Source organism: Roseobacter cerffii (assembly GCF_054226325.1).
In genome coordinates this window covers 2,100,280-2,123,936 of record NZ_CM135757.1, presented here as the reverse complement: position 1 = coordinate 2,123,936, position 23,657 = coordinate 2,100,280, and the positions used below count along the sequence as shown (strand labels likewise).

Below are 23,657 nucleotides of genomic sequence, written 5' to 3'. Positions count from 1 at the left end.
CTGAAAAACACCAGACACCTGGGCCGCACCGGCACAGGACACGAGCAACCGCCCCCCAATGACCTCCACAGGACAAAACGGCGGCCCCGCAGGGCCGCCGCTGTGATCCTAGCGCCCGCTGTGATGCACCTCCTGCAACCCGTAGACCGGCGTGTCGATGCCCTCCATCCGCGCCTTGATCTGCAGCGACAAGAACTGCGAGTAATGCCGCGACTGATGCAGGTTGCCGCCGTGCATCCAGAGGTTCTGCACTTGGGTCGGCTTCCACATGTTGCGCTGCTCGCCCTCCCAGGGCCCCGGGTCCTTCGGCGTGTCCGAGCCAAGCCCCCAAACCTTGCCAACGCGATCAGCGGTCTCCTGGTCGATCAGGTCGGCCACCCAGCCGTTCATCGACCCATAACCCGTGGCATAGACGATCACATCCGCCTCCAGCTTGCTGCCATCGTCGAGGATCACGCCATCTTCGACCACTTCCGTGACCTGCCCGGCCTTCAGCTTGATCTTGCCGTCGATGATCAACTGGCTCGCACCCACATCAATGTAGTACCCCGACCCACGCCGCAGGTACTTCATGAAGAGCCCCGAGCCATCGGCCCCCCAGTCGAGCTGGAAGCCCGCCTTCTCGAGCCCGGCATAGAACTCTGCGTCCACCTCCTTGATCTTCTCGTACACGGGGATCTGGAACTCATGCAGGATCTTGTAGGGCAGCGAGGCAAAGATCAGGTCCGCCTTGTGATGCGTGACCCCGGCCTCGACGGCGCGCTCGGAGTAAAGATCGCCCAGACCGATCTCCATCAGCGGATCGGAGCGCACGATATGCGTGGTCGAGCGCTGCACCATGGTTACATCCACGTCGTTCTCCCAAAGTGCTGCACAGATGTCATGGGCCGAGTTGTTCGACCCGATGACCACTGCCTTCTTGCCTTTGTAGGCATCCGGACCGGGGTGTTTCGAAGAGTGATGCTGATCCCCCTTGAAGGTCTCCATGCCTGGGAAGTCCGGCACATTCGCCTTGCCAGACATGCCGGTGGCGAAGACCAGCTGCTTGGGCCGCAACACCACCTCTTCGCCACCGCGATCCACCTTGACGATCCATGTCTCCGCCTCCGCATCCCACTCGGCCTTCTGCACGGTCGCGCGGGTCCAATAGTTCAGCTCCATGATCTTCGTATACATCTCCAGCCAGTCGCCGATCTTGTCCTTCGGCGCAAAGACGGGCCAGTTCGGCGGGAACGGCAGATAGGGCAGATGGTCGTACCAGACCGGATCATGCAGGCAGAGCGACTTGTAGCGGTTCCGCCATGAGTCTCCTGGCTTGTCGTTCTTCTCCACAATAATCGTCGGCACGCCCAGCTGCCGCAGCCGCGCGCCCAGAGCGATACCGCCCTGCCCGCCGCCGATGATCACCGTATAGGGCTGCTCGCTATAGCCCAGCGTCGCGCGCTCCTCCGCGATCTCCTCGGCCCAGGTCTTGCGATGCTTGCCCGCGCCATGCTTGGCGCCCAGTGGCCGCTCATAGCCCAAAGGCTCCTCATGGCCCTTCAGCTCCACCATCGTGGTCAGCAAGGTCCAGATCAGCCCGTCCTTCAGCCGCACAAGCCCATAGCCCCGCGCCACCGCCGTCTCAAAGCTGATCCACGCGGTCACGATGCCGCCGTCCTCCGTCGGCAACTCGCCATCGGCGATGCGCCACCCCGTCGGCTTGGTGCTGGAAAGTTGCGCCTCCAGCATGTCGCGCACCTGGTCAGGGCCTTCCATGGTCCTGATGTTCCAGGTGAAACTGACCAGGTCACGCCAATAGCTGTCGGCCTGGAACATCTCCACCACCGCGTCGATATCCCCCGCCTCCAGCGCCCCTCCAAAGCGGTCCAGAAACTCCGTGACTTGATCGTTTATCGTTGAGTCCAGCATCATCTACCTCCCGTTAGATGACGTAGGGTAACCCCACTCCGACCCATTGCGATAGAGTTTCTTCGCGCAGAACGCGAAGCTGGCAGCTTTCCGATGCATCCTGCCTCCGCCGCCTTGCACCCTCTCGCGGTTTTCGCCAACGTTCCCCTCGTTCACAACGCGCCGCGCAGGTGGGAGTGAGACCGGGGACCATGGAGCAAGAGATTATGTACGACATCGCCACCCTCTGGATCGTGCTGGGGCTGATGACCGGAATGTTTGGCGCGATGTATCTGGGGCGCCGGATCGGCAAACGCCGCCCGTCCCGGGACGAGGCGGAGACAGGGCAGATCACGGCGACACAGGCCTCGCTGCTGGGCATCCTCGGCCTGCTGCTGGGTTTCACCTTCAGCGTCGCACTCAGCCGCCATGACGCGCGCTCGGCGGCGGTGGTGGCCGAGGCGAACGCCATCGGCACCGCCTGGCTGCGCAGCGACCTGCTGCCCAACCCCGATGCAGTGAAACCCATTCTGCAAACCTATGTGGCCGAACGCGCCACCTCGGCCACGATCCCCGCATCGGAGGCGGCGGCGCGCGACGCCCAAATTGCCGCCGCCGAGGCGGCCTTTGCACAGCTGTGGACGGTTGCCGCTGAGATCGTGCAATCGGCGCCCTCCCCGGCCACGGTCGCCTTCACCACTGCGCTGAACGACATGATTGACGAGTTGTCGGCCCGCGACGCCGCGATCGAGCGGCACGTACCGGAATTGGTCTTGCTGCTGCTCTACGCGACCTTCCTGCTCTCGGGCGGGTTGCTGGGCTATGGGTCAGGCGTCAGCCGCACGAAGATCTCGGCGACCGCGCTGGTCATGCCGGTGCTGATCGTCTCGCTCGTCTTCGTGATCATCGACCTCGACCGCCCACGGCGCGGGCTCATCCAGGTAGATCAGTCGCCGCTGCTGGCCATCGCCATCGCCATGCGGACGCCTTGAGCGCACCCGCACCGACCGCGGGGTTAACCCCGCGGTCATCGTGCGGGCGACTTGCACCGTCGCGCCCGAATACCGACGTCGCGCACCGACACAATACCGACGTTTTACCGACGTGATACCGACGTCGGTTTCTCCCTAAAACATTGGCGCTTCCGCAGATCACCGGCGCCTGCGCCGGATCAAGGACAAGGCTGTTGCGCGCGCGCTGCGGTAACCCTCTGTGAAGCGGCTCTTTACTCCGCTGCCGCCAATCCTTATTTAAATGCTAAGAAAACGAGAGAGGCCCTCGATGACCAACGCATCCGAACAGCTTGAAGGCGCGCCGCTGATTGCGCCCTCCTCGACCGATCATCCGCTCTACGAGCCGATCGTCGAAGCCTGCCGGACGGTCTATGACCCGGAGATCCCGGTCAATATCTACGAGCTGGGTCTGATCTATACCATTGACATCAATGATGAAAACGAAGTGGCCATCAAGATGTCGCTGACCGCACCGGGCTGCCCCGTGGCGGGTGAAATGCCCGGTTGGGTCGCCGATGCGGTCGAGCCGCTGCCTGGAGTCAAACACGTCAATGTCGAGCTGGTGTGGGAACCGCCCTGGGGCATGGACATGATGTCAGACGAGGCGCGGCTCGAACTGGGCTTTATGTAAGCCTCTACATGACAAGCGAAAAACAGAAGATGATCGCGGGAGAGCTCTATCGCCCCGGCGATGGGGAACTGGTACGCGAGCGCGCCGCAAGTCAGGACCTGCAGCGCCGCTACAACGGCACGATCGTTTCTGATACGGATGACCGCAAAACTATTCTTGATCAATGGCTTGGAAGTCGAGGCTCAGGTTGCGCCATCCGCGCGCCCTTCCATGTCGACTACGGCTACAACATTCACCTGGGCGATGATGTGTTCCTCAACTACGGCTGTGTCCTGCTGGACGTCTGCCCGATCCGGATCGGCGATATGACGCAGATCGGACCGATGACACAAATCCTGACCGCGGATCACCCGCGCGACGCGGCCACGCGCGATGCCGGCCTCGAGTTCGGCCAACCCGTTAAAATCGGGCGAAATGTCTGGATCGGAGGCGGTGCGCTGATCCTGCCGGGTATCACCGTGGGCGACGATGCCGTCATCGGTGCTGGCGCTGTGGTGACCCGGGACGTGCCCGCAGGCACGACAGTTGCCGGAAATCCCGCACGCCCGCTTGTCCCGAAGCACACGACTGACTAAATTGGTCGACAAAGGAGCATTGCGATGTTTGGCATTCCCGGCAAGCAAGCCGTCACACTCACCCCCAAGGCCGCGGCGCAGGTCTCAAAGCTCATGTCCTCGGCAGGCCATGCGGGTTTGCGCATTGGCGTGAAAAAGGGCGGCTGCGCGGGCATGGAATACACCATGGAGTATGTCGAAGAAACCGACCCGAACGACGAAGTGGTCGAACAGGACGGTGCGCGCGTGATGATTGCGCCGATGGCGCAGATGTTCCTCTTCGGCACCGAGATCGACTACGAAACCTCTCTGCTGGAGAGCGGGTTCAAGTTTCGCAACCCAAATGTGACGGAAGCCTGCGGCTGCGGCGAGTCGATCAAGTTCGACACGGCGATTGCGGCGAAGTAAGCTTTACCCCGCCGCCTATCACCGGATCAGTTCGGATCATACGCCCGTCGGCGCCGCAGCGCCGCGAGCCCCATCATGGCCGTGCCCATCAAGAGCAAACCAGCAGGCAGCGGCACCGCAGCCGGCTGCAGGCTGTAGTTGTCGATGGACGCCGACAACCCCGGGATGGATGGCCCCAGAAGCCGGACTTCGCTCCAGTAGATGTCGTCCCACAGCGTGGCGAAAGGCACGGAGGATGTCTCCTGAACCCAGCCATTGGTAAGCGCCGTCGCATCGCTCCAGGTGGTGTCGAATGTCACATCATAGGTGGTCCAGACCTGGTCGAACGTGCTCTGCTCAATCGGGATGTACCAGCCGTTGAAACTCGCATCGCGGTATCGCCAGCGGAGCCGCGCTTCGGTGATCGGCGTGTTGAAATAGAAGAGGTCTACCGACGCCGTCCATACCCCGTCCGGTAAGGCACCGCTGTACGCGCCCCCTTCGGCCTTCGCCCCCGCAACGCCGAAAGACACCCCCGCGCCGAAGTTATTCGTGGTGAGCGCGCCGTCCGGATTTCCGCCGAAGTTGAGCCAGGTTGTGTTGGTCTCGATGGTGTTGGGCTCCCAGGCACCGGGACCGGCATCGAACCCCTCGAAAACCGCAGAGGCGGCAAAAACAGGGGCACAAAAGCAGCTCAGAGCTGCGGCGAGCAAAAACGTCTTCATGATCAAATCTCCTGAAAGCAATGTTTCTAGGATAGCACATTCTGCTTCAATTTGTCAGAGCTGTGCAGAGGCTGGCAAACTGCCGCCGAACACAGGCTGTCAGCCGCGTTGCAAATGGCGGTAAGTCTCGGTGAAGCGGCGGGTCAGGTGGTCTCCGGCCAGCACCGTGTCACCCGACCCCATCGGGGCCACGTTGGTGTCGTAAGACGGGTTGAAGAACAGCGGGACCGAAAGGCGTTCGGCATCCGTGCCGATTACCCGGTGCGGCGTGGCGCGCACCTGCCCGGCGGTCCACATGTCCATCATCTCGCCGAAGTTGATCACGAACGCGCCCGGAGGTGCTGCGACCGGAGTCCAACCGCCACCCCGCCTGCGCACCTCCAACCCTGGCCCGCCATCCGTAGCCAGCAAGGTCAGGCAGCCATAGTCGGTGTGCATCGCAATGCCAAAATCGCGCTCTGTCGCCCAGACCGGGCGCGCGGGATAGTAGTTGCCGCGCAATAAGGCCATCGGCGTCTCAAAAGCCTCGTCGAAATAGGTATCCGACGCCCCGATGGCCCGTGCGATCGCGCGCAGGATTTGCATCGCCACCTCTGATGCCTCGCGATAATACGCCTCGATTTCCGCTTGAAAACCCGCGGGCGCGTCGGGCCAACGGTTTGGTGCATAGACCGGCATTAAACTGCGTGGGTCCCCCTCGGGCAGCGTCACCCCGCAGTCGAAGACCTGTTTGTAGTCGGGGTTGGCCGCCGGATCGACCTGCTCTGATCTCGATGCGCCCCAGCCCCGGTTGGCGCCGGTCCGCGCCATATCGACCCGAGCCTTCTCTGCCTCCGGTAATTGGAAGAAGGCGCGGTAAAGATCGAGGACCTGGTGCATACGCGCCGCCGAAATCCCGGTGTTGTGCACCGTGAAAAACCCGATCTCAGTCGCCGCGTGACGCAAAACCTCCAGCGCGTCCGCGTCGCCGCCTGCAAGCTTCTCGGCGTCCAGTTTGGGGATCATTCCACCCTCCATCCCTGCTTATTGCGAGCCATGCCACGACCCATGCGCCCACACAAGCAGGCTGGCCGATTGCCGCCGTGCCCGCCCCCTGTTACCAAAGGGCACATCAACTTCAGGAGGGTTTCATGCGGCGCAAACTGGCAGCAGGCAATTGGAAGATGAACGGCTCGATCCCCGGGCTCGACATGATCGGCGCGCTCAAGCTGAAGCACCCGGAATGTCCGTGCGATGTACTGCTCTGCCCGCCTGCGCCGCTGCTGACCCATGCGCTGCAGAACACGGCCGGCAGCCCAATTTTCATTGGTGCACAGGACTGCCATGCCGAAACCACGGGCGCCCACACCGGCGATCACTCCGCCGGGATGATCGCCGAGATCGGTGCCACCCACGTCATTGTCGGCCACTCCGAGCGGCGCGAGGCCTATGGAGAGACCGATGCGCAGGTGGCCGCGAAGGCCCGCGCGGCCCAGGAGGCCGGTCTCACCGCGATCGTCTGCATCGGTGAAAGCCTGGCACAGCGTGAAGCGGGCGAGGCGCTCGATGTGATCAAGACGCAGCTGGAAGGCTCCGTTCCGGACGGCAGCACCGCCGCCTCTCTGGTTGTCGCCTACGAGCCAATCTGGGCCATCGGCACCGGCAAGATCCCGACCATGGAGCAGATCGCGGACGTGCACGCGCTGATGCGCGCCGAACTGCGCGGGCGGTTTGGCGACGACGCCGAGGATATCCGCCTGCTCTATGGCGGCTCTGTCAAGCCGGGCAACGCCGCCGACATCTTCGCACTCGATGACGTCGACGGCGCACTTGTGGGCGGGGCAAGCTTGAGAGCCGAGGACTTTTCGCCGATTATCGAAGCGTTGGCGGCAAGCTGATACTCTGATCCGGCAGCAACGCAAGCGTGCACTGACTTGCGGCAAAGGCGGATTTGGCCTGTCGGCCAGTGGCCGCGCTGGAACGAGACGCGCGCCAACAAAAGTGACATGAAAACGCTCATCCAATCCCCGCTCGATCCGGACTTCGTACAGGATCCCTATCGCCTCTACGCGCGTGTTCTGGCCGAGGATCCGGTGCAGTACTGGGAAGACTACGGCATGATGGCGGTGTTTGATGCCGCTACTGTAAACGCCCTGCTGCGCGACCGGCGCCTCGGCCGCGCTGTGCCAGAGGACCAAAGGCAGCCCGTCCCGGCCCATCTGGAACAGTGGGACGCGGTCGAGCGCTGTTCGATGCTCGACATGGAACCGCCCACCCACACCCGTCTGCGCGGGCTTGTGTTGCGCGCCTTCACGTCTCGGCGCGTCAAAGCGCTGGCGCCGGACATCAATGAGATCTGCACCGATCTGCTCACAGCCTTGCCGGATGGCCCTGTTGATCTCATCCCGGCGTTCTGCACCGCCCTGCCCGTCCGCGTCATTGCGCGCCTTCTGGGGGTGCCCGAAGAGATGTCCGACCAGCTTCTGCAGTGGTCCAACACGATGGTCGCCATGTACCAAGCCGGTCGGACATACGAGACCGAGGTTGCCGCAAACACCGCCACGGCAGAGTTCAGCATCTTCCTGACCAGCTACATCGAGAAGCGCCGCTCCGACCCCCGCGATGATCTGATCACCCATTTGATCGCCGCCGAAGAGGATGGCGACAAACTCTCCCATGCCGAGATGATCAGCACCTGTATCCTGCTGCTGAATGCCGGGCACGAGGCGACCGTTCACACCCTTGGCAACGCGGTCAAAGCGCTGTTGGAACATCAGACGCCGGCGGCGGCGTTGGGGCCTGATGCCATCGAGCAGACGGTAGAAGAGGTACTGCGCTTCGATCCACCGCTGCATATGTTCACGCGATACGCCTACGAGGATATCGCGGTCGGCAGTCACACGCTGCAAAAGGGCAGCCAGGTGGCATTGATGCTGGGCGCGGCGGGCCGTGACCCGACGCGTTTCGATGCACCCGACCGGTTCGATCCGTTCCGTCCGCCCGCCGCCCATGCCGCTTTCGGCGGTGGTCTGCACTTCTGCGTCGGCGCCCCGCTGGCCCGGCTAGAGCTTCAGATGGGTCTGCAACGCCTCTTTGAGCACGCACCCCATCTGAAACTGGCCGAGACTCCGCGCTACGCCAACACCTACCACTTTCACGGGCTCGAGCGCCTGTGCGTCACCGTCTGATCCGCAAAGCCCTTTGATCCGGCGGCCGTGCCCGGAAGGAGAATGCGGCGCAGCCGCGCCTTTGGATCACGTCCACAGTGGCAACATCGTCGTGGACTTGATCTCCTCCATCGACAGCAGGGCCGTTACGTTGTGCACACGGACCTCTGAAATCAGCGCCTGATAGAAGGCGTCATAGGCGCGCGCATTCTTCACCCGCACTTTAAGAATGTAGTCGATATCTCCCGCAAGCCGATGCGCCTCCTGCACCTCCGGGCGGTCGCGCAAGGCTTTGAGAAACGCCGCCTGCCACTCCGCCTCATGCTCCGACGTGCGGATCAGCACAAAGAAACAGGCCTCGAACCCCAATGCATCCGCATCCAGCATCACGGTCTGCTGACCGATCACACCGCCCTCGCGCATCTTGCGAATCCGGTTCCACACTGGCGTCTTCGATGAGCCCACTTTTGCGGCGATTTCGTCCAGTGACTGGCTTGCGTCGCGCTGCAGCTCACCAAGGATTTTCCTGTCCATCTCGTCAATCCGGACGCTCATTCTGGCCTGCCCCTCTATCATGGTCGATTGTTCCAGTTTCGAGGTAGAACAGAACACCCGTCCTTATCAACAGCATGACCTAGCGAATAGGCGGAACTTTTTCCTATATTGAGCATAAGAAATTTCGAAAGGCCCTGCCCCATGGACCATTTCCCGATCTTCCTGCGCGTCGAAGGGCGCCGTATCGTGCTTTCCGGTGGCGGCGAGGCTGCGCTGGCGAAACTGCGCCTGCTCCTGAAAACCGCTGGCCACATCACCGTCTTCAGCGCCGATCCTGCGCCCGAGATCGTGGGCTGGGCCAAGAGCGGCAAGCTGTCTCTCATCCGCCGCGCCATGCAGCCTGGTGATACTCTCTGCGCGGCCCTCTTTTACGCGGCAGACGAAGACGATGCGGAAGACGCGCGCACCTCTGCCATCGCGCGGGCCGACGGTGCGCTTGTCAATGTGGTCGACAACCTCGAAGACAGCCAGTTCATTACCCCGGCCATTGTCGACCGCGACCCGGTGACCATCGCCATCGGCACCGAAGGCGCGGCCCCGGTGCTCGCCCGGGCGATCAAGGCCGACCTCGAAGAACGCCTGCCCGCAGCCCTCGGCCCCCTTGCCCGCATCGGCAAGGCTTTTCGCAAAGCCGCCGAAGCGCTGCCCTTCGGTCGCGCGCGCCGCGATTTCTGGCGTGACTATTACTTGACGGCGGGTCCGACCGCGATCAAGGGCGGCGAGACCGCCGTCAAAGGCGCGCTGGACAGCCTGCTCACCGATCATCTGGTCCGCAAAGAGCGGCCCGGCCATGTGCACTTCGTGGGCGGCGGCCCGGGCGATCCGGACCTTCTGACCATGAAGGCGCGTCGCCTGCTCGATGAGGCGGATGTGGTGATCTATGATCGCTTGATCAGCCAGCCGATCCTCGAACTCGCACGCCGCGAGGCCGTCATGATCGACGTGGGCAAAGAGGCTTATGGCCCCTCCACCCCGCAGGCGACCATCAACGATCTGATCGTCGAGCACGCACAGAAGGGTGCGCAGGTTGTACGTCTGAAATCCGGCGATGCCACCGTCTTTGGCCGCCTCGACGAAGAGATCGACGCGCTCGACACGCATCAACTCGCCTGGAGCATCGTTCCGGGCATCACCGCGGCCTCGGCGGCGGTTGCCGAGATCGGCCAGAGCCTGACCAAGCGCGGGCGTAACTCTTCGGTCCGCCTGCTGACAGGCCACGACATGAAAGGCTTCGCGGATCATGACTGGGCCATGCTTGCGCGCCCCGGTGAGGTCGCCGCCATTTACATGGGCAAGAAATCCGCGCGCTTCATCCAGGGCCGCCTGATCATGCATGGCGCGGACCGGCATACACCCGTCACCGTGATCGAAAACGCGTCTCGCCCCGATCAGCGGATTCTGGAAACGACGCTCGACGTGCTGCCAAGCGCGCTTTCCGCCGCCGAGATGTCCGGCCCCGCGCTGATGGTCTACGGCCTCAGCCAGCGCGCCGCCACCGACGCGCTGCACCGACGCGAGACCGACACGATACCGACGCCGCACCGACGTGACACCCTGGCACAGGAGGCCCTTTGACATGCCGAAGCCATTCACTCCGAAAGTCGTGACCGCAAACGCCCTGCTCGAGGGGGACGTGATCTACCAGACCGAGACGGGTTGGAGCCGCCAGCTTGCAGACGCCGAGGTGCTGACCGATGAGGCCGACGCCGACCTGCGCCTGATCGAGGCGGCACAACAGGTCGATCTGGTCGTGGGCGCCTATCTCGCTGACGTCGACACCTCCGGTGATGCGCCTGCCCCTACCCATTTCCGCGAAGACTTCCGCGCCAAGGGCCCGTCCAACTATGCCCATGGCAAACAAGAGGCACTGAGCAATGTATAATTACACAGACTTCGACACCGCCTTCATCAAGGAACGCAACGCACAGTTCCGCGCCCAGGTGGAGCGTCGCATCGACGGCTCGCTGACCGAGGATGAATTCAAGCCGCTGCGCCTGATGAATGGTCTCTATCTGCAGCTGCACGCCTATATGCTGCGTGTGGCGATCCCCTATGGCACGCTGTCGAGCCGCCAGATGCATGTGCTCGCGGATATCGCGGACAAGTGGGACAAGGGCTATGGCCATTTCACCACGCGCCAGAACATCCAGTACAACTGGCCGCAACTGCGCGACGTGCCGGATATGCTGGATGCTTTGGGTGAGGTGCAGATGCACGCGATCCAGACCTCAGGCAACACCATCCGCAACGTGACCGCTGACCATTTCGCCGGTGCCGCAGCCGATGAGCTGGCTGACCCGCGCCCGGTGGCTGAACTCATTCGCCAGTGGTCCACCGACCACCCGGAGTTCCAGTTCCTGCCGCGCAAATTCAAGGTCGCTGTCACCGGCTCGCCCAACGACCGCGCCGTGACCAAGGCCCACGACATCGGCCTGCGCATGGTCGAGCGCGATGGCGAGATCGGTTTTGAAGTCATCGTTGGCGGTGGCCTCGGCCGCACGCCGATGATTGGCAAGGTGATCCGCGACTTCCTGCCGCGCGAAGACCTGCTGCCCTATCTCGAAGCCATCGTAAGCGTCTACAACCTGCTGGGCCGCCGCGACAACAAATACAAGGCGCGCATCAAGATCACCGTGCATAAAAACGGGCTCGACGATTTCAGAGCCCGCGTCGAAGAGCGCTATGCCCTGATCCGCCCGCAGTTCACCGGCGTCGACCAACAGCTGCTGGCCGGGATCGAGGCGGACTTCGCAGCGCCCGAATTCAAGAGCGCGCCGGAGACGGCCTATCACGACGCGCGGCAGCACTACCCGGCCTTCCGCGCCTGGTCCGACACCAACCTGACCGAGCACCGCGCGCCCGGCTATGCGATCGTGACGATCAGCCTCAAGGCCCATGGCGCGACACCGGGCGATGCCACCTCAGCCCAGATGCGCCTGATGGCGGATCTGGCCAAGCGCTACGGCCATGATGAACTGCGCATCAGCCATGAACAGAACGTGATCCTGCCACATGTGCATAAGAGCGATCTGCCCTCGATCTACTCCGCGCTAAAGGCGGAGGGTCTCGGCACCGCAAACGTTGGCCTGATCTCGGACATCATCGCCTGCCCCGGCATGGACTATTGCGCGCTCGCCACGGCCCGCTCGATCCCGATTGCACAGGAGATCGCGACCCGCTTTGACGCGCTGAAGCTGGAGCACGACGTGGGTCCGCTGAAGATCAAGATCTCGGGCTGCATCAACGCCTGCGGACATCACCACGTGGGTCACATCGGTATCCTCGGCCTCGACCGCGCTGGGGTGGAGAACTACCAGATCACGCTCGGCGGCGATGGCACAGAAGATGCGAGCATCGGCGAGCGCGCAGGCCCTGGGTTCTCCGCCGATGAGATCATCCCAGCCATTGAACGGCTGGTGCTGGCGTACCTCGAGCTGCGCGATGAGCCCGCCGAGACCTTCCTGCAAACCTATCGCCGCCTTGGTCTGGCCCCGTTCAAAGCCGCCCTCTACCCTGAGGCACAGGCCAATGCCGCTTGATCACCCGGCTCCCCAGGTCGAGGATGACACCCTGAGCGCTGTGGTGGCGCGCCTGAACGACGGGCTGCGTCACCACAGTGCGACGGATGTACTGCGCGCGGCGTTCGACGCGGTACCAGATCTTGCGCTGGTCTCGAGCTTTGGCGCGGAGTCGGTTGCCCTCTTGCACCTGACCGCGATGGTGGACAGGGACGCCCCGGTGATCTTCATCGACACAGAGATGCTCTTTGCCGAAACGCTGGTTTATCAGCAGGAGGTCGCGGAACGACTGGGCCTGCGCAACCTGCGGATCATACGAAGCGCGCAGCTGACGCAACGGGATCCGGATGGCACTCTGCACAAGCGCGACACCGATGCTTGCTGCGCCCTGCGCAAGACAGAACCGCTGCAGCGCGCGCTGGAACAGCATGGCGGCTGGATCACCGGTCGCAAGCGATTCCAGTCAGGCCGTCGCGCCGACCTGGAGTTCTTCGAGGTCGAGCCCGGCACAGGACGCATCAAGGTCAACCCGCTGGCCTATTGGCAACCCGGCGATGTGGCCGACTATATCGCTGAGAATCGCCTGCCGCGGCATCCGTTGGTGGCCAAAGGCTACCCCTCCATCGGATGTGCGCCCTGCACCTCTCCCGTTTCCGCTGGCGAAGACCCCCGCGCAGGGCGCTGGCGCGACACCGACAAAGACGAATGTGGCATTCATTTCGTGAATGGCCGACTGATCCGCACAGGAGCCCCCTCATGACCACCCTTGTGACCGACACCGGCTTTTGCGCCGACGACTGGACCGAACCCTTCATCACGCTCGACGCGGCCAATGACGCCAGCGCACTCGACGTGCCGTCCGACACCGATCCGGCGACGATCCCGCTCTGCGACGGGTTGCAGATGATCCGCGTGGACTTTCCATCGTCTGCCGATGGGCGCGGCTTTACCATCGCCAAACAGCTGCGGCTGCGCGGCTTCAAGGGTCGGCTCCGTGCCAAGGGTCACGTGCTGGCCGATCAATACGCCATGGCCCGGCGCGCCGGGTTTGACGAGGTCGAAATATCGGATGAATTGGCCGCACGCCAACCCGAAGACCAGTGGCAATTCCGCGCCAACTGGCAACAGCACAACTATCAAGCCCGCTTGCGCGGCTGATTGACGCTTTCCCGCACAACACCTCTTTCTAAAAAGGAGCCGCAGGTGTAAGCCTGCGTTGACACATTCATGACCGAGCAGACCCCCGTGACCGAAGCATCCGCCATCAAAGTCCCCACGCTACCCGACGCGCAGACCGTGACCTCGGTTCGGCACTGGACGGACCGTCTGTTCTCCTTCCGTGTGACGCGGCCCGCGTCCTTGCGGTTCCGGTCGGGCGAATTCGTGATGATCGGCCTGATGGGTGATCCGCATCCCGAAACCGGCAAGCAGAAACCCCTGCTGCGCGCCTACTCCATTGCCTCGCCGTCCTGGGATGAGGAGCTGGAATTCTACTCGATCAAGGTGCAGGATGGTCCGCTGACCTCCAAGCTGCAACACATCCAGCCGGGGGACGAGATCATCCTGCGGCCCAAACCCGTCGGCACGCTGGTGCATGATGCGTTGTTGCCCGGCAAGCGGATCTGGTTCTTCGCCACTGGCACCGGCTTTGCGCCCTTCGCCTCGCTGCTGCGCGACCCGCAGACCTATGAAGACTATGAGCAGGTGATCATCACGCATACCTGCCGTGACGTGGCCGAGTTGGAATACGGTCGTCAGCTGATCGAGAACCTACGCAAGGACGAGCTGATGTTGGAGCTGCTTGGCGAAGAGAACCTGGCCAAGCTCACCTATTACCCGACCACGACCCGGGAAGAGAGCCCGAAGATGGGCCGGATCACAACGCTTCTGAAAGACGGAACGGTCTTTGCAGATCTGGGAATTGACGGCATCTCTCCCGAGACCGACCGCGCGATGGTCTGCGGTTCGATGGGGCTGAACACCGATCTGAAAGAGATTCTAGAAGGCTTCGGGCTGGAAGAAGGCGCCAATTCCGAACCCAAGCATTACGTCGTGGAAAAAGCCTTCGTTGGCTGATCCCCACAATACATGATCGATAGACGCCCGGGAGCAGAAATACCCGGGCGTTTTCGTTTATTCGACGCCCAAGGCCGTGCGCAGCTGTTCAAGCGCTGCCTTCAGGACTTCGGGATTGTTCTGGGCTTCGCGGACCGCATTGGTCAGGACCAGTTTCTGCGACGTGGCAAGATCGGAGTTTTCGATCATTTCCGACACTTTGGCGAAGTCGAACCCTTCGACCGTCAGCTCTTCGTCTGCTTTCGCCTCGTCGAGAGCGGTTGCAGCATCCGAGGACTCCCCTTCCGTGGCCGCTGCGACCGTCTCTTCCGCGCTGGTTGCCGCCTCGTCCGTCGCAGTCGCCGCGTCTGTCACCGCCGTCTCTGTCGCAGTGTCCGCAGCCTCGGCGGTCTCTTCGGTCGCCTGCGCCGCATCCGTCACAGCCGTATCCACCGCGTCGGCGGTACCTTCAACGGCCTCCGCAGCGGTCTCCTCCGCCGTCTCAACCGCGGACGCCGCTGCATCGGTGGCCTCGTCCGCCGCACCGGTTACCGCATCCACCGCATCGCTGGCTGCCTCTGCCGTCGCAGACGCCGCATCTTCCACAAGGTTTGCAGCACCTTCCGCCGCGTCGGTTGCCGCTTCCGTCGCTGTCTCAACCGCATCACTCGCGGCATCGGCTACCGCGCTGGCGGCCTCATTCGCGACATCGGCGGCATCGCCAATCGCCTCTTCCGCGGCTTGCAGCGGTTCAGCTTCCTCTATGGTCTCTGTTGATTGCTGTACGATGTCGGCCGGATTCTGCCCCGAGTAGAGCAGATACCCACCCCCGATGATCACGGCAGCCAGGAGGATCCAGATCAGATTTCGCATCACAGTTTTCCTTTTTATGGCGCGCAGGGCCCGGCAAGACGCCGCGCTTATGTGCGGTAATGGCAGTTGCGCATCTCTGGTAAAACCATCAAGGGGGAAAACCGTTCCAATCGGCCCATTCCGGCCTATTTTGCGGCTTGAAGAAGGCCCCCGCGGCAGTTAACTTAAACTCCCATATTTATCAACAATTCAAGGACGACCATCATCGCTCGCAGACCCCATAACGCGCCGCCACAGAGAGACACCGGCCCGCGCGTGAACGAAAAAATCCGCAGCCCTGAAATCCGCCTGATCGGCGCTGACGGCGAGAATGTCGGCGTTGTTTCGCCCGACCGTGCGCTCGCGATGGCCGATGATGCGGGATTGGACCTGGTCGAGATTTCGCCCAACGCAAATCCGCCTGTGTGCAAGATCATGGACTTCGGCAAGTTCAAGTACGAACAGCAAAAACGCGAGAGCGAAGCGCGCAAGAAACAGAAGGTCATCGAGATCAAAGAGGTCAAGTTCCGGCCCAATACGGATACGAATGACTATGACGTGAAGATGCGCAACGTCTTCAAGTTCCTCGAGAACGGCGACAAGGTGAAGGTCACGCTGCGGTTCCGTGGGCGCGAGATGGCGCACCAGAACCTCGGACGCGAGCTGCTGGAACGCGTGGCCGAGGACACCAAAGACAAGGGCCGCGTCGAGAACTTCCCCAAGATGGAAGGCCGGCAGATGGTCATGCTGATCGGCCCGCTGCCGAAATGACGCGCTGATAGCCACGAAACAACCAGCGCCCTATCTATCCGACAGGGCGTTTTTGTTCGTGCCAGTCAATTGACGCACCACATGTCACACATCCCATGGTATGGAGCGTCAACTGCAGTGACTCGGGAGAAGACGGACTGATGGGGATTTCCGAAAACATTGTGAAGTTTACGGAAGGCCGGAACCCTGCACCGCCACAGCGGTTGGGTCAGCGCTACAGCGCGGAGCGTTTTTTGCCTGAGGCTGGAAACACCGTGGTCTGCCATCTTGATCACAGCGCCCCGGCGCATCAGGCTGTCCTCGAGGCGCGGGCACGCATGCAGGCGCTGCCGGGCGCGGATCGGTTTCTCTACACGCCCGTCGACAGCCTGCACATGACGCTTTTCGAAGGCGCGATCGAGACGCGCCGGACAGCAGATGGCTGGCCCGCGGGGCTCGACCGCAACGCACCGATTGAGAGCGTGACCGAGGCGGTCCGCGAAAAGCTGCAAGACTTCGCGCCGCTGCCTGGTTTCGCGGTGCGGGCTGTTGATCTGCATCCCACCGGGCTCAGCCTGGACGGTGCAACGCTGGAAGACACCGCCTGCATGCGCGCCTGGCGGGACGCATTGACCGCGCCGTTTGGCTATCGGCATGACGACCACGACGACTACCGCTTTCACATGACCTTCGCTTATCCGATTGACTGGATTCCTGATGCGGTTGCCGAGCAGTGGTCCGTCGAAACCGCGGCGATCCTGAAGGACCTCGTCGCTGCAGCACCGCAGATCCCACTGCGGTCCCCGGCCTTTTGCACATTCGCCGATATGACGGCCTTTCCGGAGGTTTTGGTGCTGGAGCCCGCGCCGGCGGGTTGACCGGTCTCTGACGCGGCCTTACCGCGCCTTCCGACCAGCACGAGGTTGCGGCCGCGTCGGAATCTCCTTGAGCAGACCGCCTACGCCCATCCCGGCGATATCATCGTCGCTCACCTCAATGCCGCAGATCACGCGCGCCAAGACCCAGTCGGCACCATTCAGCGCGGGAGAGCGCGCGCAACCCGGCAAACCGATGACCGGCTGCGCGTTCAGATGCCCCAGAAACAACAGGTTGCCAGGGTCCACCGGCATCCCGAACCGTGTCACATCGCCACCCGCGCGACGCACAGCGGTAGGCGCCACATCATCTATGTCGGAGGTCGCCGAGCCGGTCAGAATAAGGGTCAAGCCAGTGCTCCCGTCACCCAGCGCCGCCGCCAGGGCCGTGTCATCATGCGGCACCACTGCAGGCGGTTCCAGCGGTAGACCAAAGGCGGCCACCCGATCCGCAATCGCCTTTTGCCCCTTGGAGCCCGCGCCACCTGGAATTTCGGTGATGATCAGCCGAACCGCGTCGACGACGGGCGGTGCAAGGCGAATTGCGGCTCGGGCCAAGGCACAGGCCCTCTCCAAGTCCTCCTTCGGCACCGCATAGGAGATGATCTTGATCGTCGCGACCATGCCCCGGGCGGCCATCTGCTGGTAAGGCGGCACCGTCGCGAGCGTGATCATCGGATGCACCCGGTTCACCGCCTCCAAGGCCGCGACATCCAGAACCACCACCCCCGGCCCTTCGGCGAGCAGATTGACCCGCCCGGTGAAGGGCTCCGTCACATGCAGGTGCTGGCCCGTCGGATCTGGCACGAGCGCCGCCGCGAGCTGGCGCGCGGCCTCGTTCTCGATCACATCGCCGTCCTCCAAGCGCGCGACGATGACGTCATTGACGCCAGCCTCGGCAAGCGCTGCGACATCCTCTGCCGCCAGAAGGCGCCCCTTTCGCAGCCGCCCGGCGCCGTTCAGAGACACCGAATGGGCCAGGATCGCACCCTCTGCCTCCGCGCTGGGAACCGGGCCGAATTTCACGCCCCGCGCCTCAGCACACGCGTCATTTCGGACAGGATCGCGACGGCAATCTCGGGCGGGCCGGAGGCGCCGATGTCGAGCCCGATGGGCCCACGAATGCGCGCCATCTGGTCAGCCGTGATCCCCGCCTCGGTCAGCCGCTCCTGACGGGAGGCATGGGTCCGTTTCGATCCCAGAGCGCCGATGTAGAACGCCTCGGAGTTCAGCGCGATCATCAGTGCCGGATCATCCAGTTTCGGATCATGGGTCAGCAGCACGACGGCGGTGCGGCTGTCGACGCCAATCGCCTCAAGCGCCTCGTCTGGCCAATCCGGCACGATCCGCTCGCCCGGAAATCGCGCCTCCGAGCCAAAGGCGGCGCGCGGGTCAACGATGTAGGGATCATAACCCGCGATCCGCGCCATCGGCACCAGCGCCTGGGCGATATGCACCGCGCCGACAATGACCAGCCGCAGCGGCGGGTTGTGGATCGCCACGAAGACCTCCCCATCCGCCTCGAACCCCGAGCGGTCCATTGCGAACCGTTCCGCATGGTCCTCACGCACCAGACGCCGCTCACCGGTCGCCAGGTTGGCTTCATAGGCAACGGGCTGGCGTGCCGCACGGGCCTCCATCAGGTCGCGCAGCACCTCGACCGGCAGCACCGGCCCGACAGGCTCGACCAGAATGCGAATCGTGCCGCCACAAGCAAGCCCCACCGCGAAAGCATCGCCATCGCTGACGCCGTACTCCAACAGGCGCTGCTCGCCTTTCTCGAGCGCATCCGTTGCCTCGAGCACCACGGCGCCTTCGACGCAGCCGCCCGAGACGGACCCCTGCATCTCGCCATCCCCAGCGATCACCAACTGCGCGCCCACCCGGCGTGGCGCCGAGCCCCAGGTCTCGACCACCGTGGCCAGAACTGCACCGCGGCCCGCCTCGTGCCAGGCCAGCGCCTGCTCCGGCGCATTCTCGAAAACCTCCATGGTGCTCCTCCTTGCGGCGCAACTATTCCTGATCGCTCACCGCTTGTCTGCCCAAAAGTGGCCGCTACCCGGGGCGATTGTCAGGATGGACCATTTGGCATCTTGTCCCCGCTCCCCCTGCCCCTTACATCTGAGGGAAGACCGAAGAACGGAGCCGCCGCATGCCGATGCACGCCCAAGAAATCGAAGACCTGCTGCGTGCCAGCTTCCCCGATGCCACCATCGAGGTCCAGGGCAATGACGGCGTGCATATGTCGGCGATGGTGATCGATGAGAGTTTCCGCGGCAAGAACCGCGTTCAGCAGCAACGCGCCGTCTATGCGGCCCTCAAGGGCAAGATGGACGGCTCGAATGGCGAGTTGCACGCGCTGGCGCTCACCACGCGAGCACCGGAATAGAACACCCCCATATCGTGGTGCACTCAAGCGAGAGCCGCGCCCCCAGCACGAAGGAAGAGACATGTCAGACGTGAACAGCCAAATTCAAGAGACCATTTCCGGCAGCGACGTGGTGCTCTTCATGAAAGGGACCAAGGAGATGCCGCAATGCGGGTTCTCCAGCCGGGTCGCTGGCGTGCTGAACTACATGGGCGTGGAGTTCTCCGATGTGAACGTGCTGGCCGATGAAGGGGTCCGCCAGGGCATCAAGGATTTCTCGGATTGGCCGACGATCCCGCAGCTCTATGTGAAAGGCGAATTTGTGGGGGGCTGTGACATCATCACCGAGATGACGCTCTCCGGCGAGCTCGACACGCTGCTGGAGGAGAACGGTGTGCAGTTCGACAAGGACGCCGCCGACAAAATCCGCGAAGCCAACGGCTAATATCGTCTTTTCCATTGCAGACTTAAAAAGGGGCCGCGTGGCCCCTTTTTGCTGTCCGGTCAGATCGGGGCCGCGGTTGGGGAAGATGGGTCGCGACCACCATCCGACGTGTTGCTCGAGGATGCGTCATCCCGCCCACCGCCTTCCACGCAAGGCACGGTCACAGAGATGTACGAACAGTCGCCTCGCGGGCGGCAGGGGATCACATCTCCATCCACGGTCACCGACCCCACGCACCCGTCATCGCCGGGGGCGCAAGGCCGCGCGCCTGCAGCCGTGGCGTGGGTGGCGGGCGCACCCTCCGCCGTACAGAGCGCATTGCCCAGCTTGTCATAGACCGGGTCTGACCGAATGGGCACGGGGCTTTGGGTCGTCGTGCAGGCCGTCAAGGCCACGGCGCAGCTCAGCGCGTTGAGCTGCTTTATCAAATTCAACATCTTACATCCTTTACTCGCTATTCGTCGCGCCCCTCGAAGGGTCGGAAGCTCCACCTGTCGGCAAAACCGCTGGCTGCCGATGTCGGCCAGGGCAACGCAGGAGCTGGATATCAAACGCGTGGGTCTCCGGAAGCCGAACAGCCGCAAGACCTTCCTGCATCGATGCAAGGGACCTTTCGGCCTTGGCGCCGTCCAGTCGGGGCTTGGTCGCGCAAAAAAGCCCGCGCAAACCTGCACGGGCCCGGTCCTGCGATTTCGAGGCGTCTAGGCCTTGGTCTTTTCCTCGACCGACGCCGCCAGCGCTTCGGCGCGGGCCGCGAGCTCGGCCAGCGTGTCGCTCACGGCTTGCGGCACCACCGGCACCTCCACGCGCTCGGGCTGGGCCCGGGTTTCGCGCAGATTGGCCAGCTCCGCCTCACAGGCGGTCAGCTTGGCCTGCACCTCGGCCACCCGGTCTTCGACGCTCGCCGTCTTGTCGGCCAGCATCAGCCCCGCCATCAGCAGCATGCGCGCCTCGGGCATCCGCCCCACCTGGTCCGCGAGCACCTGTGCCTCGTCGTCCAGCATCTTGGCGGCCGTGTGCAGATAGTGCTCCTCACCCGCCTGGCAGGCGACATCGAACTGGCGTCCGCCGATCATGATCGTCACTTCTGGCATCAGCTCGCCTCCTCGGGTGTCGGCTCAAGCAGCGGGGTGAGCGCCGCGATGATTTCATCGGCTTCGGCGATCTCGGCAGCGCGCGCCGCGCGCAGCGCTTCGAGCTCGGCCATCATCGCCGTGTTGATCAGATGTGGCTCGCCCACGCCTTCCGCGTTGGCCGCCCGCAGAGCTTCGCAAGCCTCGGCCAGCTGACCGTTTGCCCGGCGCAACCGTTGGAGCTCGAGATCGAAGCTTTTCAACCGCTCTTCGGCCTCGGCCGCCTTCGCCTGCAGCCCTTCAAGCGCCTGATCCTGGCGCTCGCCCAGCACGCGAATACGCTCGTTGAGCTGCGCGTTAGCGGTCTTTTCGTCTTCCAGCGCTTGTGTCAGGGCGTCGACATCATCGCCGCCGCCCGTCCCGAGGGTATCGAGCCCGCGGGCCACACGATCCATCGCGGCCATAATCCGGCTGTGCAAGTCTTCGATTTCGCTCATACCCACCTCGTTTTTTCGCACCCGGTACGTTATTCGCCTGAAAAGACGCCCGAATCGCACCGGATTTGACCAAGAGTAACTCTAATCATCGGACGCAACAAATGGGCTCTGCTTTGGGATCAAGCGCTTGGCCGCCGCTGTTGAAGCACTTCGTTTCGCAAAGGCGCCACCCGCCCTTGATCTTTGCGAAGTGGCTGATATGCAGCCTGCAAGCGCTGGCCAGACCAGTACTCCAAAGCCCGGTAAGGGCTGCCTGACGGACAAAGGATACCTTCTTCGTGGATCTCAAAGCTCTCGCCGCCGCACACCCTGATCACTGGGCCAAGGCCACCGCCATCCGCGCCCTGACGCTGGACGCCGTGGCCGCGGCCAACTCCGGGCACTCCGGCATGCCTATGGGCATGGCCGACGTGGCGACGGTGCTGTTTGAGAAGCATCTCAAGTTCGACCCCGCGCAACCGACATGGCCCGACCGCGACCGGTTCATCCTGTCGGCGGGTCACGGCTCCATGCTGATCTATGCGCTGCTCTACCTCACCGGGTACGAGGACATGACGCTGGAGGAGATCAAGAATTTCCGCCAATGGGGCTCACGCACCGCGGGTCACCCGGAATACGGCCACGCCGCAGGGATCGAGACGACCACGGGCCCGCTGGGTCAGGGCATCGCCAATTCCGTCGGCTTCGCCATGGCCGAGGAAATCCAGCGCGCGACTTACGGCAAGAAAGTGGTCGATCACCACACCTATGTCATCGCGGGTGACGGCTGTTTGATGGAAGGCGTGAGCCAGGAGGCGATCACGCTGGCCGGGCGGCACAAGCTGAGCAAGCTGATCGTGCTCTGGGACAACAACAACATCACCATCGACGGGCCGGTGACTCTCTCCGATCAGACCGATCAGGTGGGGCGGTTCAAATCCGCAGGCTGGGCCGTGCTCGAGATCGACGGCCATGACCCCGAGGCGATCGATGCCGCCCTGACACAGGCCAAGAAGGGCAACAAGCCCACGATGATTGCCTGCAAGACGCATATCGCTTTGGGCCATGCCGCGCAGGATACCTCCAAGGGGCACGGCGCGCTCACCGACGGCGACCAGCTGATCGCCGCGAAAGAGGCCTATGGCTGGAAGACCGGGCCCTTCGAGGTCCCGGGAGATGTGAAATCGGCCTGGGAGGCGATTGGCGCGCGGGGAGCCGAGACCCGCCGTGCCTGGGAAGAGCGGTTCGACACCCTGCCCCGCGGCAAGCGCGAGACCTTCAACCGCGCCTATGCGCTGGAGGCGCCGAAAAAGCTCAGCGCCGTGATCAAGGCGTTTAAGAAACAGATGTCGGAAAGCGCGCCGAAGATCGCCACGCGCGCGAGCTCGGAAAAGGTGCTGGAGGTCATCAACCCGGTGATGCCGGAAACCGTGGGTGGCTCGGCCGATCTCACCGGTTCGAACAATACCAAGACCGCCGATCTGGGAGTCTTCGATGTGGAGAGCCGCGGCGGGCGCTATGTCTACTGGGGAGTGCGCGAGCACGGGATGGCCGCTGCCATGAACGGCATGGCCTTGCACGGCGGGATGCGCCCTTACGGCGGCACCTTCATGTGTTTCACCGATTACGCGCGCCCGTCGATGCGGCTGGCGGCGCTGATGAAAATCCCCACGGTTTTCGTCATGACCCACGACAGCATCGGTCTGGGCGAAGACGGCCCGACGCACCAGCCGGTCGAGCATCTGGCGATCAGCCGGGCGACGCCTAACACCTATGTGTTCCGCCCCGCCGATACCATCGAGACCGCCGAGGCCTGGGAACTTGCGCTGACGTCGAAAGAAACGCCCTCGGTCCTGTCGCTGACCCGCCAGGGGCTCAGTACCGTACGGACCGAGCACAAGACGAAGAACCTGACCGCTCAGGGCGCCTATGTGCTGGCCGACGCGGAGGGCAAGCGCCAGGCGATCCTGCTCGCCACTGGCTCCGAGGTCGAGATTGCCTTGGCCGCGCGGGACCTGTTGCAGGCCGAGGGCATCGGCACACGGGTTGTGTCCATGCCCTGCTGGGAACTTTTCGAAGAGCAGGACGAGAGCTATCGCAAACGCGTCCTGCCGGGCGGTCCCGTCCGCGTTGCGGTTGAGGCGGGCATCCGCTTCGGATGGGACCGCTGGCTCTTTGGCGAGCGTGGACGGCGCGAGAAATCCGGCTTTGTCGGCATGCACGATTTCGGCGCCTCGGCACCCGCTGCAAAACTCTATGAAGAATTCGGCATCACTGCCGAGGCCGTGGCCGCGAAAGCGAAATCGCTGATCAAATAAACGCGCGGCTGCGCAGGCAGGTGGGG

The 23,657-nt window shown here is 63.3% G+C and carries 27 protein-coding genes; 17 read left to right on the top strand and 10 right to left on the bottom strand.

The annotated features are described in order from the left end of the window. Positions 1 to 108 precede the first annotated feature (108 nt). Positions 109 to 1,911, bottom strand: coding sequence for an NAD(P)/FAD-dependent oxidoreductase (locus ACVC7O_RS10250; protein ID WP_458325983.1), 1,803 nt, complete (start codon positions 1,909 to 1,911; stop codon positions 109 to 111). A gap of 191 nt (positions 1,912 to 2,102) precedes the next feature. Here ACVC7O_RS10250 and ACVC7O_RS10245 point away from each other — a divergent pair, with 191 nt between their 5' ends. From ACVC7O_RS10245 to ACVC7O_RS10230, 4 genes are all read left to right on the top strand, one after another. Next, the gene (locus tag ACVC7O_RS10245; RefSeq protein ID WP_458325982.1) at positions 2,103 to 2,882 is read left to right on the top strand and encodes a bestrophin-like domain; all 780 of its coding nucleotides are present in this window, start codon (positions 2,103 to 2,105) and stop codon (positions 2,880 to 2,882) included. 289 nt (positions 2,883 to 3,171) lie between these two features. Continuing rightward, positions 3,172 to 3,534, top strand: coding sequence for an SUF system Fe-S cluster assembly protein (locus ACVC7O_RS10240; protein WP_458325981.1), 363 nt, complete (start codon positions 3,172 to 3,174; stop codon positions 3,532 to 3,534). A gap of 8 nt (positions 3,535 to 3,542) precedes the next feature. Continuing rightward, a complete protein-coding gene (locus ACVC7O_RS10235) occupies positions 3,543 to 4,109 on the top strand; it encodes a sugar O-acetyltransferase (protein WP_458325980.1) in 567 nt (188 codons plus the stop codon). Positions 4,110 to 4,133: 24 nt separating this feature from the next. Next, complete coding sequence (locus ACVC7O_RS10230) at positions 4,134 to 4,496, top strand: HesB/IscA family protein (protein WP_458325979.1); 363 nt, start codon at positions 4,134 to 4,136, stop codon at positions 4,494 to 4,496. A 26-nt stretch (positions 4,497 to 4,522) separates the two neighbouring features. On the opposite strand, the gene ACVC7O_RS10225 is transcribed toward ACVC7O_RS10230, so the two are convergent. Together ACVC7O_RS10225 and ACVC7O_RS10220 are read right to left on the bottom strand one after the other, a co-directional pair. Further along, positions 4,523 to 5,200, bottom strand: coding sequence for a VPLPA-CTERM sorting domain-containing protein (locus ACVC7O_RS10225; protein ID WP_458325978.1), 678 nt, complete (start codon positions 5,198 to 5,200; stop codon positions 4,523 to 4,525). Between the two features lie 99 nt (positions 5,201 to 5,299). Then, positions 5,300 to 6,205, bottom strand: coding sequence for an isopenicillin N synthase family dioxygenase (locus tag ACVC7O_RS10220; protein ID WP_458325977.1), 906 nt, complete (start codon positions 6,203 to 6,205; stop codon positions 5,300 to 5,302). Between the two features lie 125 nt (positions 6,206 to 6,330). Here ACVC7O_RS10220 and tpiA point away from each other — a divergent pair, with 125 nt between their 5' ends. Both tpiA and ACVC7O_RS10210 read left to right on the top strand, forming a co-directional pair. Continuing rightward, positions 6,331 to 7,077 (top strand): triose-phosphate isomerase, encoded by a 747-nt coding sequence (gene tpiA / locus ACVC7O_RS10215; protein WP_458325976.1) that lies wholly within the window; start codon positions 6,331 to 6,333, stop codon positions 7,075 to 7,077. A 108-nt stretch (positions 7,078 to 7,185) separates the two neighbouring features. Further along, a complete protein-coding gene (locus ACVC7O_RS10210) occupies positions 7,186 to 8,367 on the top strand; it encodes a cytochrome P450 (RefSeq protein WP_458325975.1) in 1,182 nt (393 codons plus the stop codon). Positions 8,368 to 8,433: 66 nt separating this feature from the next. On the opposite strand, the gene ACVC7O_RS10205 is transcribed toward ACVC7O_RS10210, so the two are convergent. Further along, positions 8,434 to 8,901: an Lrp/AsnC family transcriptional regulator gene (locus ACVC7O_RS10205; protein ID WP_458325974.1), complete on the bottom strand. Its 468-nt coding sequence runs from the start codon at positions 8,899 to 8,901 to the stop codon at positions 8,434 to 8,436. A gap of 141 nt (positions 8,902 to 9,042) precedes the next feature. On the opposite strand from ACVC7O_RS10205, the gene cysG reads away from it, so the two are divergent. From cysG to ACVC7O_RS10175, 6 genes are all read left to right on the top strand, one after another. After that, positions 9,043 to 10,476: a siroheme synthase CysG gene (cysG, locus tag ACVC7O_RS10200; protein ID WP_458325973.1), complete on the top strand. Its 1,434-nt coding sequence runs from the start codon at positions 9,043 to 9,045 to the stop codon at positions 10,474 to 10,476. Position 10,477: 1 nt separating this feature from the next. Continuing rightward, positions 10,478 to 10,783 carry a DUF2849 domain-containing protein gene (locus ACVC7O_RS10195; RefSeq protein ID WP_458325972.1) on the top strand — a complete coding sequence of 102 codons (306 nt, stop codon included), beginning with the start codon at positions 10,478 to 10,480 and terminating at the stop codon, positions 10,781 to 10,783. Further along, positions 10,776 to 12,440: a nitrite/sulfite reductase gene (locus ACVC7O_RS10190; protein WP_458325971.1), complete on the top strand. Its 1,665-nt coding sequence runs from the start codon at positions 10,776 to 10,778 to the stop codon at positions 12,438 to 12,440. Before ACVC7O_RS10195 ends, ACVC7O_RS10190 begins: the two co-directional genes overlap by 8 nt. Then, on the top strand, positions 12,430 to 13,179 hold the full coding sequence (locus ACVC7O_RS10185) for a phosphoadenylyl-sulfate reductase (RefSeq protein WP_458325970.1): 750 nt from the start codon (positions 12,430 to 12,432) through the stop codon (positions 13,177 to 13,179). The genes ACVC7O_RS10190 and ACVC7O_RS10185 overlap by 11 nt, the downstream gene beginning before the upstream one ends. Continuing rightward, positions 13,176 to 13,577, top strand: a complete 402-nt coding sequence (locus tag ACVC7O_RS10180; protein WP_458325969.1) for a DUF934 domain-containing protein — start codon at positions 13,176 to 13,178, stop codon at positions 13,575 to 13,577. The genes ACVC7O_RS10185 and ACVC7O_RS10180 overlap by 4 nt, the downstream gene beginning before the upstream one ends. 69 nt (positions 13,578 to 13,646) lie before the next feature. After that, a complete protein-coding gene (locus ACVC7O_RS10175) occupies positions 13,647 to 14,495 on the top strand; it encodes a ferredoxin--NADP reductase (protein WP_458325968.1) in 849 nt (282 codons plus the stop codon). Positions 14,496 to 14,552: 57 nt separating this feature from the next. Here ACVC7O_RS10175 and ACVC7O_RS10170 read toward each other — a convergent pair whose 3' ends face one another. After that, a complete protein-coding gene (locus ACVC7O_RS10170; RefSeq protein ID WP_458325967.1) occupies positions 14,553 to 15,347 on the bottom strand; it encodes a translation initiation factor 3 in 795 nt (264 codons plus the stop codon). A 255-nt stretch (positions 15,348 to 15,602) separates the two neighbouring features. On the opposite strand from ACVC7O_RS10170, the gene infC reads away from it, so the two are divergent. Further along, entirely contained in the window at positions 15,603 to 16,097 is a 495-nt protein-coding gene (infC, locus tag ACVC7O_RS10165) for a translation initiation factor IF-3 (protein WP_299674696.1), read from the top strand. Between the two features lie 140 nt (positions 16,098 to 16,237). Then, the gene (locus ACVC7O_RS10160; protein WP_458325966.1) at positions 16,238 to 16,954 is read left to right on the top strand and encodes a DUF1868 domain-containing protein; all 717 of its coding nucleotides are present in this window, start codon (positions 16,238 to 16,240) and stop codon (positions 16,952 to 16,954) included. 18 nt (positions 16,955 to 16,972) lie between these two features. On the opposite strand, the gene ACVC7O_RS10155 is transcribed toward ACVC7O_RS10160, so the two are convergent. Together ACVC7O_RS10155 and ACVC7O_RS10150 are read right to left on the bottom strand one after the other, a co-directional pair. Then, positions 16,973 to 17,977, bottom strand: a complete 1,005-nt coding sequence (locus tag ACVC7O_RS10155) for a molybdopterin-binding protein (protein WP_458325965.1) — start codon at positions 17,975 to 17,977, stop codon at positions 16,973 to 16,975. After that, a complete protein-coding gene (locus ACVC7O_RS10150) occupies positions 17,974 to 18,942 on the bottom strand; it encodes an XdhC family protein (RefSeq protein WP_458325964.1) in 969 nt (322 codons plus the stop codon). Before ACVC7O_RS10150 ends, ACVC7O_RS10155 begins: the two co-directional genes overlap by 4 nt. A 161-nt stretch (positions 18,943 to 19,103) precedes the next feature. On the opposite strand from ACVC7O_RS10150, the gene ACVC7O_RS10145 reads away from it, so the two are divergent. Both ACVC7O_RS10145 and grxD read left to right on the top strand, forming a co-directional pair. Then, complete coding sequence (locus tag ACVC7O_RS10145) at positions 19,104 to 19,340, top strand: BolA family protein (protein ID WP_458325963.1); 237 nt, start codon at positions 19,104 to 19,106, stop codon at positions 19,338 to 19,340. A gap of 61 nt (positions 19,341 to 19,401) precedes the next feature. Beyond that, the gene (gene grxD / locus ACVC7O_RS10140) at positions 19,402 to 19,764 is read left to right on the top strand and encodes a Grx4 family monothiol glutaredoxin (RefSeq protein ID WP_458325962.1); all 363 of its coding nucleotides are present in this window, start codon (positions 19,402 to 19,404) and stop codon (positions 19,762 to 19,764) included. Positions 19,765 to 19,823: 59 nt separating this feature from the next. On the opposite strand, the gene ACVC7O_RS10135 is transcribed toward grxD, so the two are convergent. From ACVC7O_RS10135 to ACVC7O_RS10125, 3 genes are all read right to left on the bottom strand, one after another. Beyond that, the gene (locus ACVC7O_RS10135; RefSeq protein ID WP_458325961.1) at positions 19,824 to 20,201 is read right to left on the bottom strand and encodes a hypothetical protein; all 378 of its coding nucleotides are present in this window, start codon (positions 20,199 to 20,201) and stop codon (positions 19,824 to 19,826) included. 264 nt (positions 20,202 to 20,465) lie between these two features. Beyond that, the gene (locus ACVC7O_RS10130; protein WP_458325960.1) at positions 20,466 to 20,858 is read right to left on the bottom strand and encodes a cell division protein ZapA; all 393 of its coding nucleotides are present in this window, start codon (positions 20,856 to 20,858) and stop codon (positions 20,466 to 20,468) included. Then, entirely contained in the window at positions 20,858 to 21,334 is a 477-nt protein-coding gene (locus tag ACVC7O_RS10125) for a hypothetical protein (RefSeq protein WP_458325959.1), read from the bottom strand. The genes ACVC7O_RS10130 and ACVC7O_RS10125 overlap by 1 nt, the downstream gene beginning before the upstream one ends. A gap of 278 nt (positions 21,335 to 21,612) precedes the next feature. Between ACVC7O_RS10125 and tkt the strand changes: the two genes are divergently transcribed. Next, positions 21,613 to 23,631 carry a transketolase gene (gene tkt / locus ACVC7O_RS10120; RefSeq protein WP_458325958.1) on the top strand — a complete coding sequence of 673 codons (2,019 nt, stop codon included), beginning with the start codon at positions 21,613 to 21,615 and terminating at the stop codon, positions 23,629 to 23,631. Positions 23,632 to 23,657: the final 26 nt, after the last annotated feature.